The organism is Flavobacterium sp. C4GT6, from assembly GCF_036347315.1.
Classification (GTDB): domain Bacteria; phylum Bacteroidota; class Bacteroidia; order Flavobacteriales; family Flavobacteriaceae; genus Flavobacterium.
On record NZ_JAZGZU010000001.1, the window covers coordinates 61,115 to 80,421 of the forward strand.

Annotated in this window: 11 protein-coding genes; 4 read left to right on the forward strand and 7 right to left on the reverse strand. The window is 36.1% G+C overall.

The window, feature by feature from the left end:
• The first annotated feature begins 387 nt into the window (after positions 1–387).
• The 4 genes from V3Z67_RS00260 (at position 388) to V3Z67_RS00275 (ending at position 9,904) form a co-directional block, all read left to right on the forward strand.
• The gene (locus tag V3Z67_RS00260; RefSeq protein ID WP_330441426.1) at positions 388–3,396 is read left to right on the forward strand and encodes a response regulator; all 3,009 of its coding nucleotides are present in this window, start codon (positions 388–390) and stop codon (positions 3,394–3,396) included.
• A gap of 121 nt (positions 3,397–3,517) precedes the next feature.
• Positions 3,518–5,140 carry a DUF6377 domain-containing protein gene (locus V3Z67_RS00265; RefSeq protein WP_330441427.1) on the forward strand — a complete coding sequence of 541 codons (1,623 nt, stop codon included), beginning with the start codon at positions 3,518–3,520 and terminating at the stop codon, positions 5,138–5,140.
• A 259-nt stretch (positions 5,141–5,399) separates the two neighbouring features.
• Positions 5,400–7,679, forward strand: coding sequence for a beta-glucosidase BglX (gene bglX / locus V3Z67_RS00270; RefSeq protein ID WP_330441428.1), 2,280 nt, complete (start codon positions 5,400–5,402; stop codon positions 7,677–7,679).
• Between the two features lie 14 nt (positions 7,680–7,693).
• On the forward strand, positions 7,694–9,904 hold the full coding sequence (locus tag V3Z67_RS00275) for a glycoside hydrolase family 3 C-terminal domain-containing protein (protein WP_330441429.1): 2,211 nt from the start codon (positions 7,694–7,696) through the stop codon (positions 9,902–9,904).
• Between the two features lie 167 nt (positions 9,905–10,071).
• Here V3Z67_RS00275 and V3Z67_RS00280 read toward each other — a convergent pair whose 3' ends face one another.
• From V3Z67_RS00280 to V3Z67_RS00310, 7 genes are all read right to left on the reverse strand, one after another.
• Positions 10,072–10,512 carry a hypothetical protein gene (locus V3Z67_RS00280; protein WP_330441430.1) on the reverse strand — a complete coding sequence of 147 codons (441 nt, stop codon included), beginning with the start codon at positions 10,510–10,512 and terminating at the stop codon, positions 10,072–10,074.
• Positions 10,513–10,523: 11 nt separating this feature from the next.
• A complete protein-coding gene (locus V3Z67_RS00285; protein ID WP_330441431.1) occupies positions 10,524–11,402 on the reverse strand; it encodes a diacylglycerol/lipid kinase family protein in 879 nt (292 codons plus the stop codon).
• A 3-nt stretch (positions 11,403–11,405) separates the two neighbouring features.
• Positions 11,406–13,364, reverse strand: coding sequence for an LTA synthase family protein (locus V3Z67_RS00290; RefSeq protein WP_330441432.1), 1,959 nt, complete (start codon positions 13,362–13,364; stop codon positions 11,406–11,408).
• A gap of 68 nt (positions 13,365–13,432) precedes the next feature.
• On the reverse strand, positions 13,433–15,856 hold the full coding sequence (locus V3Z67_RS00295; RefSeq protein ID WP_330441433.1) for a TonB-dependent receptor domain-containing protein: 2,424 nt from the start codon (positions 15,854–15,856) through the stop codon (positions 13,433–13,435).
• A gap of 59 nt (positions 15,857–15,915) precedes the next feature.
• Positions 15,916–17,187, reverse strand: coding sequence for a sensor histidine kinase (gene porY / locus V3Z67_RS00300; protein WP_330441434.1), 1,272 nt, complete (start codon positions 17,185–17,187; stop codon positions 15,916–15,918).
• Positions 17,180–17,857 (reverse strand): response regulator transcription factor, encoded by a 678-nt coding sequence (locus V3Z67_RS00305; RefSeq protein ID WP_330441435.1) that lies wholly within the window; start codon positions 17,855–17,857, stop codon positions 17,180–17,182. Before V3Z67_RS00305 ends, porY begins: the two co-directional genes overlap by 8 nt.
• 101 nt (positions 17,858–17,958) lie before the next feature.
• Positions 17,959–19,188: a DUF2254 domain-containing protein gene (locus V3Z67_RS00310; protein ID WP_330441436.1), complete on the reverse strand. Its 1,230-nt coding sequence runs from the start codon at positions 19,186–19,188 to the stop codon at positions 17,959–17,961.
• Positions 19,189–19,307 lie beyond the last annotated feature (119 nt).

Consider the following 19,307-nt stretch of genomic DNA (forward strand, 5'->3'; position numbering starts at 1 on the left):
TAAACATTCTATATTATTCATCAAATCAGTTAATTATTTTTTGAATAAATAAATGTTTTTGATAAACTTAAAAAACGCCTTTATTTTTAAGGGTTATAGCTATTAATTTTAACAGATGTAATAAATAAATTACTATCTTTAAAATTAAATTCCACTTTAAATATAGGTATGGTAAAAGTGAATCTTTATCAAAAGTTTATCAGGTATATTGCTTTTGTACTTTGTTGTGTTTCATTATTGGCAATATTAGGCTGGATTTTTCATATAGAAATCTTTACACAGGTTCACAGCGAGTTACCCACAATGAAGTTTAACACTGCCTTTTGTTTTTTCCTATTGGCATTTGTTATTTTTTGTACAAGGGAGGATAGGTGTTCTAAAATTTCAATGGTTTTAAACCTACTACTTTTTACTATAGCTTTTGTAACATTTTTGCAGGATGTAGGCGATTTTAATTTAGGAATCGATCAGTTTGTGACAACTGACCATAAAGGTGTTGCAGCAGGAAAGCCTACCCCAGGAAGGATGTCAATGGCAACTTCATTATGTTTTACCCTTTTAAGTATTTCCCTTGGTTTAGTAAGGTTTAATAATGATAAAGCTAAAAAGGGAGCTTCTTATCTGTCTCTAATAGTAATTGTAATTTCATTTTTTGCCATTGTTACATTTATATATAACATTCCTACTTTCGACAAAGTAAGTTTTATATCATCAATGGCGATTCATACCGCTATAGGCTTTTTTATAGCAGGTTTGGCAATTACCTTAACTATTCCTAACCACGGAATAACAGAGCTTTTTACCAGTAGGAGAATAGGTAGTTACATGATACGCAGGATGTTTTTCCAACTTACTACTGCCTGTTTGTTATTATCATATGTAATACTTTACTATTACAGACAGGGCTATTTTGCAGCCGATTTCTCAATAACTATGGTAGCAGTGATTGTAATTTTTGCCACGCTGATACTGCTTGTTATAGTTTCGCGCAGTATGAATAGTATTGACAGGGAAAAAAGGGCAGCTGAAGAAGAACTGAATGTAATTAATATGTACCTTAATGCCACACCCGATCCTTTAATTGTGGTTAATAAGCAAGGTACTATTGAATTGACCAATAATCTTATGTCTGAGGTATTTGGATATACCGAGGAAGAACTGAAGAGCAAAACAATGGATTCCCTTATTCCGGTAAGGTATCACGCCGAATACAAAAAGCACTTTAAATATTACTTTGACTATATAAATGACGTTGAGAAAAAAGGAAAGGAATACCATGGCTCTTCGGTAATTGAGATTTATGCGAATAAGAGAGGTGGGGAAGAGTTCCCTGTAGAGATGACCCTAAACTCAACATGGTCTCCTAAAGGGTTGATTACAGTAGCTGCTTTTAGGGATGTTACCCGAAGAGTTAATGCTGAGAATAAGTTACAGGCAGCACTGGAAGCTTCTATTATAGGTATTTGGGATTATGATATTTTACAGGGTAAACTACATTGGGATGAAACTATGTATAAACTATATGGTGCTGATCCTGAAAAGAAAGAATCTCTTTATGACTTATGGACTACTAGAGTACACCCTGAAGATAGAAATAAAATAGAAACATTGTTAAACGATTCTATTGCTGGTCATTCGGTTTATGATACTGATTTCAGGATTATCCTTACAGGTGGTACTATACGCCATATGAGGGCAAAAGGTACTGTTTACAGGGATGAAAATAAAAAGCCTGTCCGTATGCTGGGAACAAACTGGGATATAACAGGGCAAAAAACACTTGAAGCTTCACTTATTGAAGCAAAAAAAGCAGCTGAGTCAGCAAGTAAATCAAAATCAGAGTTCCTGGCAAATATGAGCCATGAAATACGCACACCTCTTAACGGGATTATTGGTTTTACAGATCTTCTAATAAAAACACCTTTAAACGAGAGCCAGGCTGAATACCTTAAAAATGTAAATAATTCGGCGAACCTACTGCTGGATGTTATTAACGATATATTAGACTTCTCAAAAATTGAAGCTGGTAAACTGGAACTACATTATGAGGAAGTAGATGTTTATGAGCTGTGCGAGCAAACGATTGATGTTATTCGCCACCAGGCAGAACAAAAGAAACTGGAAGTTTTATTAAATATCCCACCGGACATTCAACGATATGTGTATGCTGATCCGGTAAGGTTGAGGCAAATATTAACTAACCTGTTGTCAAACGCTATTAAATTTACACATACAGGAGAGATAGAACTACATTTAGAGTCAAGAATAGCTGATGAGGATGAGAATAAAACATATTTCCAGTTTTCGGTTAGGGATACAGGTGTAGGGATAGCTTCAGATAAGTTGAGTAAAATTTTTGGAGCTTTTGATCAGGAAGACAGTTCAACCACCCGCAAGTATGGAGGAACAGGTTTAGGGCTTACCATAAGCAATAAGCTATTGGCCTTAATGGGTAGTAAACTTAATGTGGAGAGTGAATTAAATAAAGGTACTGAGTTCTCTTTTGAAGTACAGTTTGAAATCCCTGATGGGAAACTAACTGAGAAGACAGCGCTTTTCCGTAATGTAAAAAAAGTACTTGTTGTTGATGATAATGAGAGCAACAGGCGAATTTTAGAAGTAATGCTTGCCGAAATGAATATTGAAAGCCTGCTTGCTAATAATGGTATTGAGGCAATGGAGTTGCTGGAAGAGCATAAGGACTTTGATTTTGCAATTGTAGATTATAATATGCCCTATATGTCGGGAACCGACCTGATTTCGCAAATAAGAAATACACTCAACCTGTCTGCAGATAATCTCCCTATAATGCTTTTACACAGTACGGCAGATGACGATATTATTTTTAAAGCAATTAAAGATTATAATATTAATTTCAACTATACGAAACCAATACATTCCGGTAAGTTAAAAACCGTATTAGACAGATTAGCTAATTATTCTACTGCTACGGTAGCTATAGCTAATGGTAAATCTATTTCTTTACAGGTTGATGATGTTGTTTCTTTCTCAGGAGAAAATACAACCATATTGGTTGCAGAAGATAACCCTGTTAATCAATTACTGGCTCGTGAAATTTTAATGAAAATTGTTCCTGATGCTAATTTGATAATAGCCGAAAACGGGAAAGAAGCCGTAGAGATGTATCAAACTGAAAATCCTGATATTGTTTTTATGGATATTCAAATGCCTGAAATGAGTGGGTTAGATGCCACTAAAAAAATCAGGGATATTGAAAACCAGCAAGATAAGCATATACCAATCATAGCTTTAACTGCAAGAGTTTTAAACGGAGAACGCGAAACCTGTATTGAATATGGAATGGATGATTATCTTTCTAAACCTATTATTTTAGACAGGGTGAAAGCTATAGTAAAAACATATCTTATAAAATAGTATCAAAAATTTATTTCCACGATTGTAAAAGAAGAGAGTGGGGTTTTAAATTAGGAAATCAGGGAGATAAAATTTTACCGATTTCCATATATTTGCCTTAATTCATTAAACACCTTTCTTTTTGAAATCACTTATTATCTTTTTTGTTGCCATATTATCATCCGTAGGGTTAAGCGGACAGGGCTTATCTTCTGCAAAGCAGGAATTGGATAATGCCTTACTGCAAAAAGAGCATTTTGCAGACAGTAAAAGAAAAAGGATTGCCAGTTACAAAAAAGAAATTACTCCCGGTTTAGATTTAAAAGAAGAGTACGGGATTAATGAAAAGCTCTATGAACAGTACAGAAAGTTTTATCTTGATAGTGCTATTTACTACATAAACAGAAACATCTCTATTGGGAATACTCTTAATAATCAATACTACAGAGACCGATCATCAATACAACTGGCAAACCTATATTCTTCAAAAGGAAATTTTCTGGAATCACAGTCGTTACTGGAAGGTATCAATATTACAAAACAGCCTAATGATCTTAAAGCCTTATATTACGAGTTTTACAGTCAGTTTTACGAGCACTATACAACTAATAACCCAAGTGAGTATTATGCAAAACAAATAGAGGTATATAGAGACTCTCTGTTACAGGTGCTTAATCCTGATTCTAATAAGTACAAAATTAATTTGGCTCAGCAATTAATGTACAAAAAGGATTATTCTAAAGCCCGCGAACTGCTTAAAAAAATGGAAAGTAGCAGTACGGTAAAAGATCCTGATTATGCTATGTATGTTTACCTTTTAGGGGATATTTATATGCGGGAAGATAAGCAGGAGGAAGGTGTAAGGTATTATTACCTTGCAGCAGTTACTGATATTGAGAATGGTATTAGGGATCATGGGGCTATACAAAACCTTGCAATTTACTATTACTATCAGGGTAAAATTGATTTGGCTTATAAATACGCACAGTCGGCATTGGCAGATGCCGTAGCCTGTAATGTGAAATTCAGAACCCTTATGATGTCTGAATTTTATTCGATTATAAATGCTTCCTATCAGGAAAAAGAAAATGCTTCTAAAAGCACCTTACGTACTTACCTGACTTTAATAAGCATTCTCAGCTTCTTTTTGATTTTAGCAGTAGTCTATGTTTATAGCCAGATGAGGCGAATTTCAAAAGTAAAGGAAGAACTGCTTGTATCAGGAGAAAGGCAAAAAGATCTTAACATAGAGCTCAAAACCGCTAATGAACAGCTAAAGATATTTAACTCCCAATTACATGAATCTAACAGGGTAAAAGAGGAGTATATAGCACAGTTTTTTGATATATGTTCGTCCTATATAGCTAAACTTGATGATTATAGAAAAAAGCTCAACAAAAAGGCTATGAACAAACAGTTTGATGAGCTGTCTAAAATATTAAAATCAAGCAGTGTGACTAATGAAGAACTTCATGAGTTGTATGAACGATTTGATACCATTTTCATAAATCTGTATCCTAATTTCGTAAGTGAGTTTAACGATATGTTATTACCCCATGAAAAAATTGAACTCAAGCCCGGTGAATTACTAAATGCCGAATTACGAATTTTTGCACTGGAGAGACTCGGGATTAGTGATGCAGTTAAGATAGCCTCCTTTTTACGATACTCTTTAAGTACTATTTATAACTACCGTACCAAGGTGCGAAATAAAGTTGCAATATCGCGCGAAGAATTTGACGAAAGGCTTAAAACTATAGGTTAAGTAAATTGTTAAATTTCCCTTCTTCATTGCATGCTGTGGTAATGATGAGGCTATAATTACTCTGTTTTTTTCTACATAAACCCTTTTAAATAGCTACAATTTCTGGCTAATTATTTTATTTAATTAACTGATTATTAGTGTTTAGTGTTTTGTTTCTGTCTACATTTTGACTTATAGTATTTCGTATTGCTACTATAACGTTTTAGTTTTACCCTCAATAACATCTGTCGGTAATTAACGACGCTTAATACGAAATACAATGAAAAAAATTATGACAGTAGTACTTGCTCTACTAGCAGGTCTGCCATCAATAGCTCAGGACAGGAATACTGAAATGGATAATTTCATAGATAACCTTATGGGCAAAATGACCTTAGAAGAAAAGATAGGTCAGTTAAACCTACCAAGCGAAGGCGATATTATCACCGGCCTTGGCAGTAACAGTAATATAGCAGAGAAAATACGTAAAGGACAGGTGGGAGGAATGTTCAATATTAAAGGAGCAGATAAGATACGTGAAATACAAAAAATAGCGGTTGAAGAAAGCAGAATGAAAATCCCTATGCTTTTCGGGATGGATGTTATACATGGTTATGAAACAGTTTTCCCTATACCACTTGGGCTTGCCTGTACCTGGGATATGGATGCCATAGAGCGGTCAGCTAGAATAGGGGCAATTGAAGCCAGTGCAAACGGAATAAACTGGACCTTTAGCCCAATGGTTGATATTGCCAGAGACCCAAGATGGGGACGTGTTTCTGAAGGAAGTGGAGAAGACCCCTTTTTAGGTGGTGCTATTGCCAAGGCAATGGTAAGAGGCTATCAGGGAAAAGATAATTCGTTTTCTGAAAACTCAAATATACTGGCCTGTGTAAAACATTTTGCACTTTATGGAGCAGGAGAAGCAGGAAGGGATTATAATACGGCAGATATGAGTCACATACGTATGTATAATGATTATTTCTATCCTTACAAAGCAGCTGTAGAACAGGGTGTAGGTAGTGTTATGGCATCATTTAACGTTGTTGATATGGTTCCGGCTCACGCTAATAAATGGTTGCTTACAGAAGTGTTACGAAACGAATGGGATTTTACAGGTTTTACTATTGCCGATTATAATGGAGTAGGAGAAATTTCAAGTCATGGTTTGGGCGATATGAAGAATGCCAGCAAACTGGCTCTTGATGCCGGTTTGGATATGGATATGGTATCTGAAGGATATTTAAATAACCTTTCGGTATTGGTTAAAGAAAGTAAAGTAGATTTAGAACAGGTTGATAAGGCTTGTCGCCGTATACTGGAAGCTAAATATAAACTGGGACTGTTTAAAGATCCATACAAGTTTTGTGACAGTAAAAGAGCTAAAAAGGATATTTATACCAAAGAGAATAGAGCAATAGCAAGAAAAACAGCATCAGAGAGTTTTGTGCTGTTAAAAAATGAAGGTAATGTTTTACCGTTAGATAAAACTAAAACCATTGCAGTTATAGGTCCTTTGGCAAATACGGCATCTAATATGGTAGGGACATGGAGTGTGGCTGCAAAACTGGATAAACCGCTAACACTTTTAGAGGGGTTAAAAGAAGTAGCAGGAAAAAAATCAAATATACTTTATGCAGTAGGCTCTAACCTTTTAACTGATGCTAAAATGCAACAGGATGCTACTATGTTTGGCAGGGACATTCCCCGTGATAACAGAAGTGAAGAGGAATTAACTGCAGAAGCACTGGCTATAGCAGCAAAGTCTGATGTGATTATTGCAGCTATGGGTGAAGCATCTGAAATGAGTGGAGAGTCTAGCAGCCGTACTGATATTGGTATTCCGGCAGTTCAAAAACGATTATTGGAAAAACTGGTGGCAACAGGTAAGCCTGTAGTACTAGTATTATTTGCAGGACGTCCTATGACATTGGTTTGGGAACAGGAAAATGTACCTGCAATCCTTAATGTGTGGTTTGGCGGAAGTGAAGCAGCACAGGCTATTGGTGATGTGGTATTTGGTGATGTTAATCCTAGTGGCAAACTGGTTTCTACTTTCCCAAGGAGTGTTGCTCAAATTCCGTTGTATTATAATCACCTAATGACAGGAAGACCGGCTTCAGATAAAGGATTTGAGAAGTTCAGGAGCAACTACATGGATGAGAAAAATGCACCTTTATATTCTTTTGGATACGGGTTAAGCTATACTACATTTGAGTACACTGATATTACACTTAGTAGTACAGAGATGACTGCTAACGGTAGTATTCAGGCTAGTGTTACAGTTAAAAACACAGGTAACAGGGCAGGTAAAGAAACGGTACAGTTATACATAAGGGATATAGAAGCGAGTATTTCAAGACCTGTTAAAGAGTTAAAAGGATTTGAGAAAGTAAGTCTTAAAGCGGGCGAATCAAAAACAATCACGTTTACGATTACAGAAGACCTTCTTAAATTTTACAACAGCGAGCTACAGTATACAAGCGAACCGGGTGCTTTCCGTGTAATGATAGGAGGTAGTAGCGATGCTGTTAAAACAGCTTCATTCAATCTTAAATAGTAAACAAACAGTATATGATACGTAAAATCACCTTAGCCTGTTTATTCCTTTTGGCTTTTAATGCTAAAGCGCAACAGGTACTACCAATCTATCTGGATGATACAAAACCTATGGAAGAGCGTGTTGAAGATGCACTTTCCAAAATGACTACTAAGGAAAAAATAGCCATGATACATGCACAGTCAAAATTCAGTTCACCGGGTGTACCAAGGCTTGGTATCCCTGAAAACTGGATGACCGACGGACCTCACGGTATTCGTCCGGAAGTACTGTGGGATGAATGGGAACAGGCTAGCTGGACCAATGACTCCTGTATTGCATTTCCGGCTCTAACAGCGCTTTCTGCAACATGGAACAGGGAAATGGCACTTCTTTACGGTAAAAACCTTGGAGAAGAAGCCCGTTACCGTAATAAGAATGTACTATTAGGACCCGGAGTAAATATTTACCGTAGTCCGCTAAACGGAAGGAACTTTGAGTACATGGGAGAAGATCCTTTCCTTGCCGGAGAAATGGTTGTGCCCTATATAAAAGGGGTTCAGTCTAACGGGGTGGCAACCTGTGTAAAGCATTTTGCCCTTAATAATCAGGAAACCAACAGGCATGGTGTTAATGTAATTGTAGACGACCGTGCTCTTTATGAAATTTACCTTCCGGCTTTTAAAGCTGCGGTACAAAAGGGTGGTACATGGGCCATTATGGGAGCTTATAATAAGTATAAAGGTCAGCAGGCCTGTCATAATAGTTACCTGCTTCAGGATATTTTACGTGACGAATGGGGCTTTGACGGTGTTGTTGTAGCCGACTGGGGTGGTGTTCATGATACCAAAGAAGCTATTTATAACGGATTGGATATTGAGTTTGGTACCTGGACCGACGGACTTACTTGGGGCAGGAGTAATGCCTATGATAATTACTATATGGCAGCGCCATACCTTGAGTTAATTGAGTCAGGTGAGGTAGGAACAAAAGAACTGGATGAAAAGGTAAGGAACATATTACGCCTTTCATTCAGAACAACAATGGACAGGAACAGGCCATTTGGTTCTTTCGGTACAGATGCACATGCTAAAGCAAGCCGTGCTATAGCAGAAGAAGGTATTGTACTTCTAAAAAATAAAAACTCACTGTTACCACTGGATATAAAAAAGCATAAAAAAATTGCCGTAATAGGGGAAAATGCTGTTAAGATGATGACCGTAGGAGGTGGTAGTTCTTCACTTAAAGTGCGATATGAAGTTTCTCCGCTTGACGGAATAAAAAACAGGGCAGGGAATGATTTTGAGGTAGTTTATGCCAGAGGTTATGTAGGAGATGCCAGCGGAGATTACAATGGGGTAGTTTCAGGTCAAAACCTGAAAGACGACCGTAGCACAGCTGAGCTTAGAGAAGAGGCTTTACGTGTTGCTAAAGATGCCGACATTGTTGTGTTTGTGGGTGGACTGAATAAAAGTGATTTTCAGGATAGTGAAGGGAATGACCGTAAAGAGCTTGAGTTACCTTACGGGCAAAATGAATTACTACGTGCCTTAGCAAAAGCCAACAGTAAGCTTGTATATGTAAATATTTCGGGTAATGCTGTGGCGATGCCGTGGGAAAAAGAAGTGCCTGCAATTGTACAGGGATGGTTTTTAGGGACAGAAGCAGGTAATGCCATAGCTTCGGTACTGTTTGGTGATGTAAACCCGTCAGGGAAACTAACGTTTACTTTTCCGGTTCAGTTACAGGATAATGCAGCACATGCTTTAAATGCATTTCCGGGAAATGATGAGGTAACCTATAAGGAAAGTATTTTTGTGGGGTACAGGTGGCATGAAAAACAAAAAATAAAACCATTGTTTCCTTTCGGACACGGATTAAGCTATACCACATTTAAGTATAGTGATATAAAGGCCGATAAAACAGCGATAAATCAGAATGAAACCCTTACTGTATCTGTAAAAGTTAAAAACACAGGTAAGCGTGATGGGGCAGAGGTTGTACAGCTTTATATATCAGATACTGAATCGTCACTTGCAAGACCTATTAAGGAATTGAAAGGGTTTGAAAAAGTATATCTGAAGGCAGGAGAAGAGAAGACTGTAACATTTAGTATTGCTAAAGAGGATCTTAGTTATTTTGATGATAAGAAACACCAATGGGTTGCAGAACCGGGTAGTTTTAAGGCAATAATAGGTGCTTCCTCTCAGGATATAAAAGGAGATGTTAGGTTTACCTTAAAATAAGCATAATATAAAAATTTAGTTAGAGTCGTTTGGTTGACGCAGGTTCCGTAAAGGGGTAGTATTGAGCTCAATATGCTACCCTAATACGGAACTATTTATTTTATATAATAGCTTGTAAAACTTGTAGTTTGGTGTTTTTTAAACTTTCAAATGTATATTAAAGCGGACTAAATTCTAAATAATATTATTCTTGACGGATGGTCTGTGTCTTCATTTATAAGTTCAATCTTTTCTTTGGTACGGTTTAAAATATGGTAGTTATGTCCCAGTTGTTCCAGTTTATGTGGGGCATAGGCTGTAAACAGTAAATCAAGATCTATATCTGTAGCCGGGGAGTCGTCTGTACCGTTGTCACTAATTACGTTCCATTTTCCTTTATAGCTTTTTTCATTATCATCTACTGTGAATGATAAGTCTTTATTGAAATGAAAAGTATAATCGGTATAGTCGTCATGAAGTTTACTGTCTATTATTTCAAAATGCCATACTCCCATAGTAAAGCTTTTGGTGAGTTTAGGGTATGTAATAAATGAATGACATTCTGTTTTTTTAACACACGAAACATTAAATAGAAATAATATAAAAAGAAAACGAATTATATTTTTCATGATAAAATAGTTTAGCAAATTACTTTTAGGGATGCAGGAATTATTTCAATATGTATATAATTGGTTTTTAGGCTATGATACTCTCCGTCAATTTGTATATCAGTATAAATCCTTTCCGGCTGATATATGGTAAGTGATTGTGCAAGGTTATGCTGAGCCGCTTTAAACTTTAAAAAGTTACGGTTAAGAACAAGGAAACCCATTTTCATTTTTTGAAGGAAACCCATTTTTGGGGCCGTTACCAGGTTAAGGTATCCGTCATTAAGTTTTGCCTGTGGCGTTAGGCTCATATCATACCCCATTTGGTTACTGTTTGATATAAACAGTAAAAACGGATTAATATCCAGTTCTTTATCACCAAACTTAATAGTTGTATTGTAATGCTTAAAGGATAAACTTGCTTCCAGTGAAGCGACTATGTATGCCCATAGTTTTCTTTTTCCTTTTTGCTCGTATTTTTTTATGACTTCGGCATCAATACCCAGGCCTGTATTACTAAAGAAATAATTATCATTAACACAACCACTGTCTATAACGGTAATGTTTTGTTTTTTGATGGTAGAAATTACTTCCTGCAGACTTCCCTTAATTCCTAAATTAGACGCCAGTCCGTTACCCGAACCTACCGGGACTATACCCAAAGGCACCTGACTACCGATAAGGGCAGAAGCCACTTCGTTAACCGTTCCGTCACCTCCGCAGGCAATCACACAGTCGGCACCGTTTTTCACTGCCTTTACCGCTAATGTTTTCGCGTGGTCTTTACCTTCGGTATCGCTTATTTCAATCCTGTATTCGTTTTCAGGAAATATAGAAACCAGTAGCTCTTTGTCTATTACATGGTTTCCTTTGCCCGAAATAGGGTTAACTATAAAATGCAGGTACTTCATGGGTTACTGTAATAATTTGTTATTATAAAGATAATCAGCGGTTTCATACCAGGAAATCGTTTCGTCAAGAAAACTCTTATCCATTGATTTTAGTGTTAACTCATTCTTATCTTTTTGCCACTTGTAGAAATCCTGTCCTTTTTGATCGGATAATATCATAACCTTATCCTGTTTCATAAGTACAAGCTTCCTGTAAGTGCCCAGTAACGAACGTTCCTCAAAATCATTACATAGTACATCTTTACCAAAGAAGTCTGACTCATAGCTCCAGTGGAAAAGAGAGAACAGGGTAGGGAATAGGTCTATTTGAGAACATTGTTGTTCTATTTTTCTGTTAGGCTGTCCGTCAAAATTTACAATAAATGCAGGGATATGGTAGTTAGCCACATCAATAGCATCTTTACCGGCACTACTGGCACAATGGTCGGCCACAATTACAAATACAGTGTTTTTAAACCACGGCTTTGTTGAAGCTTTTTTAAACAACTCACGTAAAGCATAGTCGGTATATTTAACCGCGCCCGCTCTTCCCGTTCCCGACGGGATATCAACTTTCCCCTCAGGATAGCTATATGGCCTGTGGTTTGATGTTGTCATTATGTAATTAAAAAACGGTTTGTTGTTTTTGTACTGTTCATCTGCAACCGATAGCATTTTATTAAAAATATCCTCATCACAAATTCCCCATGCATTTTCAAAAGTAACTTCCTCATCTGTTATGTTATGACGAACGGTTTGTATCTTGTCACTCAGTACACTCCCTCTGCCACGATCGTAAATAGAGAAGCCGTTTCCCCCAAAGTAAGCGTTCATGTTATCAAAATACCCGTCACCGCCATAAAAGAAATTACAGTCATATCCCTTATCACCAAACACGTTTCTTATGGTATACAGGTTGGAGTTTTCAGGACGTTTAACAATGCTTCTTCCCGGTGTTGGTGGGATACATAGCGTTACGGCCTCCATACCCCTCACGGTTCTTGTACCTGTAGCATACAGGTTTTCAAAAAATATACTTTGCTGTGCCAGACTGTCAAGAAATGGCGTAAGGTTTTCTTCGTTACCAAATTCTTTCATAAAACTCCCGCTAAGGCTTTCCACCATTATGAATACCAGATTTTTTTTGGATGATGAATCAAGTGTATCAATAATGGTACGGTGAATAGATTTGCTTTTATCGGTAAATACCGAATTACTGCTTTTAAGTTTGTTTTCTACTATTTGTAATGCTTTCTTCTGATCGATTGAAGTATAAAAATCATTATACTTCATTTGGTTGTTTCTAAAGGCAGCGAAAAACGAATACACTCCGTTTTTGGAAATTTCAGAATTATATCGGTTTACAGACCATTCTGCCGAAGCATTGTTTATAAAAAAGCCGAATAAAAGCGCTGTGGCTGTTACGGTTGATATTACAGCAATACGCTGTTTAGTAGTGGCTGTACTTTTAAAAGTAAGGTTAAAGGTTTTCCTTTTATAAAATATTAATAATATAAGGGCTGAGATTAAAACAATCCCACTAATGAGAAAAGGAAGGGGGTATGACTCATTTATATTAGCCACTACCTCGTGTGTATAGATAAGATAATCTACAGCTATGAAGTTGAAACGTCTTGAGAATTCTTCCCAAAAGGTAATTTCTGCAAAAAAGGAAAACGTAAAAATAAATACATTAAGGGCGGTAAAAAAAACAACGATTACCTTATCTACAAAGCTGCCAACCCATTTGTTTGGCATCAAAACAAAGTACAGGGCTGGTAGCAGGCATATAAATGCTATAGCACCTATATCAAAAAATAATCCTGTAATAAGTGTACGCAACAGGTTAACTATGTTCCATGATACTTCGCTGTTTTCCCATATAAAAAATGTAAAGCGAAGCAGTAATGAAACTGTTAGAAACCAAAGTACAAAATTTGCAAGTAGTGTAAATCGTCCTGTATTACGAAATATCTTGAACATGTTTGTGTGTTTTTTGATACAATGTTCGGGACCAATTTTGAAGAAAATTAGAATTTTTACTCAGGCGGTTAGAATTTGTAGTTGTAACCCACACGTATTATCTGCGTTTCATAATAGTTGTTGCTGGTATAGTTAAACCTGTTTGCCTGAACTTTTTGCCTTATTACAAGCGTACCGAAAAGATCTGTTGCGTTGGCGTAAATTTCTCCTTTACCTTTTTGGATTGTTTTTTTAACTCCTGCATCTACCGAAAATCGTGAACCGGTACGTCCCTGAGGTACAATATCAGGGGCCAGATAAACCATATTTACCTGTGCACTAAGGTTATTACTAAACTTAAGATTACTGTTCCATTTTACATTACCTGATGTAATTTGCTGTTTTGTACCTGTGTATGTTGTAGGTACAGGGTAAACTATATTTACAGTAAAAGGATCTATAGTGTTTTGATACAGGTTTCCGTTAATATTGAAAGTATACCATGATGATACTTTTTTAGAAAATATAAGTTGTGTACCCATAGCACGGCTTTTGCCTGCATTTTCAAATACATTGTAAATTATTGTATTACCGGGTACTGTAGTGGCTATTCTGGTTATGGTACCATCTATAAACTTACTGTATAGTGATGCAAAAAAGTATCCGCCGTTAATATAGGCCTTATAGCCTAATTCTACCGAATTGGTGTACTGTGGTCGCAACCCCGGGTTACCTACTTTAATAATCTCTGCATCATCATATTTTGGGAATATCCTAATATCAACCTCATTAGGTCTGTCAACCCTTCTGTTATAGAAAACAGATAGCTTATGGTTGTCATTTATTTTATAACCAAACCTAAGGGAAGGGAAGGGCTGGAAATAATGATAGCCGTCACTTTTATAAACAGGATGGTTAGGATTTACTTCATATTCTAAATCCAGATATTCCATTCTTACACCTGCTTCGGCCTCAATTTTATCACTTTCGTATACATAGTTACCGTATAAGGCAGGAATGGTTTCCTCATAGTCGGCTTTGCCTCCGGCATTAGCATCAATAACAGAATTAGTGCCAGGATAAAACAGCATGTCTGTAGGGATTATCCTGTTTCTAAATTTGAATCCGGTTTCAAGGCGTCCCTGTTTTAACGGTTTTATATAATCGATATTCAGATCAACCACATTTTCGTCTGACAGTAGTTTGAAAGCATCGGTACCTGTATAATCAGGCATAATGTTACTGAAATTATACTTTTCGTCTTCCCTGTGGAAGGTATAATTCAGTCCGGTATTTAATACATGTCCAGGCTGGCTGAACCTATGCTGGTAACTGGCTGAACCCATTACCGTGGTTTTTACCTCATCTTCAAGAAATTTCCAAAAACGTAAACGTTCACTGTAGTTTCCGTTAAAAAAGGGTTCTTCACCATGATCGAGTATTTTTTCACGTCCATACATTACAGATAGTGACAGGGTATTATTAGGATTGTATTCCCAGTCAATTCCGCTTTTAAAAGTTGTGAATCGGGTATCTCTGTTGCGTTTTGTCTGTTGGTTAATAATAGTACCATCGTCGTAGGTACGGGTAACAAACTCATTTTTATTTAGAGCTTCGGTATACAGGTAATCTCCCTGTACATAGAAGTTAACTTTGTTCTTTCTGTAATTTAGCGACAGTGAAGGGTTTATTTTTGGAGTTAAGTTGTATTGCGGACTCATACCCGGCAAATTTGCCTTTCGTTCCCATAATGCGCCATAGCCACCTGCAAGACCAGCCTTACCTGTTAATCCATCACTTTTTTCCTTTTTGTAGATTATATTGATTATTCCCGCATTGCCGTTAGCATCATATTTAGCCGACGGGTTTTCAATAATCTCTATCTTATCAATAGCCGAAGCCGGAATATTATCAAGACCATACTGAGTATTAAATCCGGTAAGGGCTGTTTGTTTTCCGTTAATCAAGACCATTACTTTGTTGTTACCCCTAAGTTCCAGCTTTCCGTCATTAACCGTAACTCCCGGTAGGTTTTGCATAGCTTGTAGTGCTGTGCCACCCCCTTGAGTAATATTATCGGATAAAGAGAATACCTTTTTATCCATTTTGTCTGATACGGCATCCTGCTGTTTGTTTATTACAACTTCATTAAGGGCAGTACTTTCTTCCTGTAATGTAGTTTCTCCTAAATCCTGATAATTGCTTAGCGAACCTACAAATATTGGGATAATAGATTTTGCATAGCCCAAACCGCTTATCTCTATATTGTATTTGCCCGAAGGAATATCTTTTAAGGTGTATATCCCTGTTTCTGTGGTAAGAGTACCTGCAATAACTTTATTATCTTTTTGTGTAGCAATTATAACATTTACAAATGGAACAGCACCTTGTGCATCTCTAACTTTACCTGATAGGGTTACTTTTTTATCCTGTGCTAAACCGGTAATGCTTATTAAGGAAATTACCAGTAGTAAAATATGTTTTAAAGGCAGGTATGTTTTTTCTTTGTTCACGGTATTATAGTTTGTTTTTTGGGTAAAACTATACAGTGATTTAGAAGGAAATCTGAATTTTAAAACTTTATGGTAAAACTGTGACTGTTATTATTAAACTGATATCCAATATTCCAGTTATTTACCTCGATAATCCTTTTAATAATAGCTAATCCCAGCCCGTTTCCGGGAGAGGAAGGGTCTAATTTTGAGAAGCGGTTAAACAGTTTTTCCTCATCAAGAGATATACCGTTTCCTGTATTACTAAAATTAAGGCTGTTTGTGCCTGTGGTTATGGTAATACTGCCATTTTTTACATTATGTCTTATAGCGTTTAGAAACAGGTTGTTAATCAATACTTCTGTAAGTATTGGGTTTGCTGTTAAAGTAAGCTCATGAGAGAGCTGAGTGTTTACGGTAATATGTTTTGAGTTTGCCTGTTCGGTAAAAAAGTCAAGGTGTTTATTGATATAATTATTTACAGAAACCGATTCTTTTTCAAAGTAAGCCTCGTTGTCAATTTTTGATAATAATAGTAGGTTTTTGTTTAACCGGTTGAGTCTTGACACATCATTATTTAGTGACTCCAATATTTCAAACTGATCTTCGGTAAGGTTTTCAGCTTGTGAGAGGTTGTCCAGTTTGGTTTGGAAAAGCGCTAAAGGTGTTTGTAGTTCGTGGGCAGCATTTTCTACAAACTCCCTTTGGTTTTTATAAATAGCAGTATTCTTTTCTATAAGTCGGTCAAGGCTTGTATTTAACTGGTTGAACTCTTCGATACCCGTATTTTGGAAATGAGGCTTGGTGTCCTTATCTATTTCAAAACTGCGTATTTGTGAAAGGGTTTCATAAAACGGTCCCCAAAGGTTTTTAGCCAACCTGTTTGAAAGGAATATAATCCCCAGCATCAAAATTAAAATAATTAGCAGGAACATTAAAGCTACGGTATATACCATGTCTTCCATTTCAACCAGATTATTCTTCTCTATATAAGTGTAACGTTTACCATTTATTTCTATAGGAGCCCAAAGTTCCCTGAAAGGTTCTGACTCATTAGCAAAAGGGTCAAAGTATATGGTACCGAAGATAGAATCTTTTTTTACTCCGGTATCAGGGACAATTTCAACATCACGGTTGTATTTGTTCCATACTTCAATATCCTTTTCAGAGAAGGTCCCATTATGAAGTTCGTTTTCTACAAAGGCTTTTTTATGAAATGAGAGTATTTCATCGGTTTCATATACATATAACCAATGGCTCATAAAATAGAATAACGGAGCGCATATTATTAATATAATTACCGAATAGCGCAGGAAACTGCGGGTTGTTATATTGAGTAGTTTTTTATTCATCGCTCCATTTATAGCCTAGTCCGTATACGGTTTTTATATAATCAGCGCTTCCTGCTTTTGCCAGTTTCTTTTTAAGGTTTTTAATATGGGCATAAACAAAATCGTGATTGTCCAGCATATCTGCCATGTCGCCCGAAAGATGTTCGGCAATTGCACCTTTTGAGAGTACCTTTTTCTGATTTCCTATAAGAAACAACAGTAGGTCTATTTCCTTTTTGGTCACGTCTAATTTAGTATTATTTACGGATACTGACTTAGATAAAATATCTACTGATATTTCGTGAAAGGAGACAATATTATTGCCTCTGAAGTTTTTCCTACGGATAAGGGCCTGCATTCTTACCAGTAATTCAGATAAATGAAAAGGTTTGGTTAAGTAATCATCAGCGCCAAGTTGTAAACCTTCAATACGGGTGTCAAGTGTTTCTTTGGCAGAAATAATTATCACACCATCTGTTTTTTGAAGCATCCTTAATTCACGCAGTATCTCAAAACCATCCCCATCGGGTAACATTAGGTCCAGTAGTATGCAGTCGTAGTTGTATAACTCAATCTTTTCCATAGCTTCTTTTGCTGTGGTTGCCGACTCGCATATAATAGCATTAGGAGTCATGTATTTAATAATGCTGTTAGCAATTGCAGCTTCGTCTTCTATAATCAGGATTTTCATACTGCAATTTAAACAAATAGATTTTGAATTAATTTTGAATTTTTCAGGAGAAGTAAAATTCTAATTCAAGACATTATCTCTAATAGTCTGGTATAATCTGTTTACAGTTTATTTTTTTCTTTCAATTCTGTTATCTTAAACTGAAACTTATCGAAAAGATCCTGATAGCTATTTTTTATATCTCTTTCTTTTAATAGTATCATTGCATTTAGCATTGCTTCCTGTATAAACTGATCATTTTTACCGTAATTCCATATTGGAATGATACATGTTTCGAACATTTCTTTAAAACCGGATGACGGGCAGTATATACGGGGCATATTTTCTTTATCTGTATAAACTTCAGGCAGTTTACTGTATAAGCGGCTGGCTAATACATTAACAAGCGCATTAAGACTCAATACAGCAGTTGCAGGGTCGTTTATTCCCGGACTCAATGCTTTAATGGCTACTTCGCTAAGTTGCAGGCAACCATAATCGGCATTTAGTTCAATAGGCTGGCCATTATATAAGTCTACAGTTGCTATTATCTTTTCTGTCATTTCTTTAGTTATGTGACTTTCGGTAAATACTTCCATTACCGCAATGTCCTTTAACAAAAAACTACTGCGTTTATAGCAAAAATGAATCACTAAATGGTTCTCCATAGCTATTTTAAGAAGATTTTCTGTGTCAAATCCCTGAAAATAACCTGACTTCGGCATTGCTATATTTATACCTGTTAACTGATATTGTTCATATTCTGTAACTTCGGTTTTAAATGTATTAGATATTGCTGTAAGTGTTTTACGTTCTATTCTTTCTATAACTGTTTCATATTTTACTGTCTTGGTAACATAATCCAAAAAGTATATGAAAAGGAAAACAGCTATAACTGTAAGAATAATAAGCAGATAAATACTTAAGGATGGAATTGTAATTGAATCACTAGTATCCCGTATTGTTGATAATATTGCCAGTGAGTACACGATGGTACCAATATAATAACCCAGTACAATCTGTTGAAAACGATTTTGAATCATGCTGGTTAATACCCTGTTACTCATTTGAGAAGCAGCCTGATTAAGTACCACCATTACCATAGTAAAACTAAAAACAGTAAGAGATAGTAGTGCAGCTGCTATTGTAGAAGCAATTGACCTTGCTGTGCTGGCATCTTTTAATTGTAGCCAGTTGTTATTTGATTTAAGTTTAGTGCCAAAAGATGATAAATCAATCTCCAGCATAATGATCGATAATATTAAAAAGCATACAGCAATTATACCTGGTAAAAATGCAATACTGTTAATGATTCTTGTATATAGTATTCTGAAATTATTTTTAATATTCATGAGTATCCTGATTGTTGATATATTAAGATAGAAAAAATATACAGATTTTCAATTTCATTTAGTTTTTGTTTATGTCTCATTGTAATTTTTTTAAAATGAACAGACGTTATTAAAAAAAA

What these genes read in the sequence shown, in the direction of transcription:
- V3Z67_RS00275 (WP_330441429.1), top strand. Translation starts at nt 7,694, where the DNA reads ATGATACGTAAAATCACCTTAGCCTGTTTATTCCTTTTGGCTTTTAAT.
- V3Z67_RS00290 (WP_330441432.1), bottom strand. Translation starts at nt 13,364, where the DNA reads ATGTTCAAGATATTTCGTAATACAGGACGATTTACACTACTTGCAAAT.
- V3Z67_RS00285 (WP_330441431.1), bottom strand. Translation starts at nt 11,402, where the DNA reads ATGAAGTACCTGCATTTTATAGTTAACCCTATTTCGGGCAAAGGAAAC.
- bglX (WP_330441428.1), top strand. Translation starts at nt 5,400, where the DNA reads ATGAAAAAAATTATGACAGTAGTACTTGCTCTACTAGCAGGTCTGCCA.
- V3Z67_RS00280 (WP_330441430.1), bottom strand. Translation starts at nt 10,512, where the DNA reads ATGAAAAATATAATTCGTTTTCTTTTTATATTATTTCTATTTAATGTT.
- V3Z67_RS00310 (WP_330441436.1), bottom strand. Translation starts at nt 19,188, where the DNA reads ATGAATATTAAAAATAATTTCAGAATACTATATACAAGAATCATTAAC.
- porY (WP_330441434.1), bottom strand. Translation starts at nt 17,187, where the DNA reads ATGAATAAAAAACTACTCAATATAACAACCCGCAGTTTCCTGCGCTAT.
- V3Z67_RS00260 (WP_330441426.1), top strand. Translation starts at nt 388, where the DNA reads ATGGTTTTAAACCTACTACTTTTTACTATAGCTTTTGTAACATTTTTG.
- V3Z67_RS00305 (WP_330441435.1), bottom strand. Translation starts at nt 17,857, where the DNA reads ATGAAAATCCTGATTATAGAAGACGAAGCTGCAATTGCTAACAGCATT.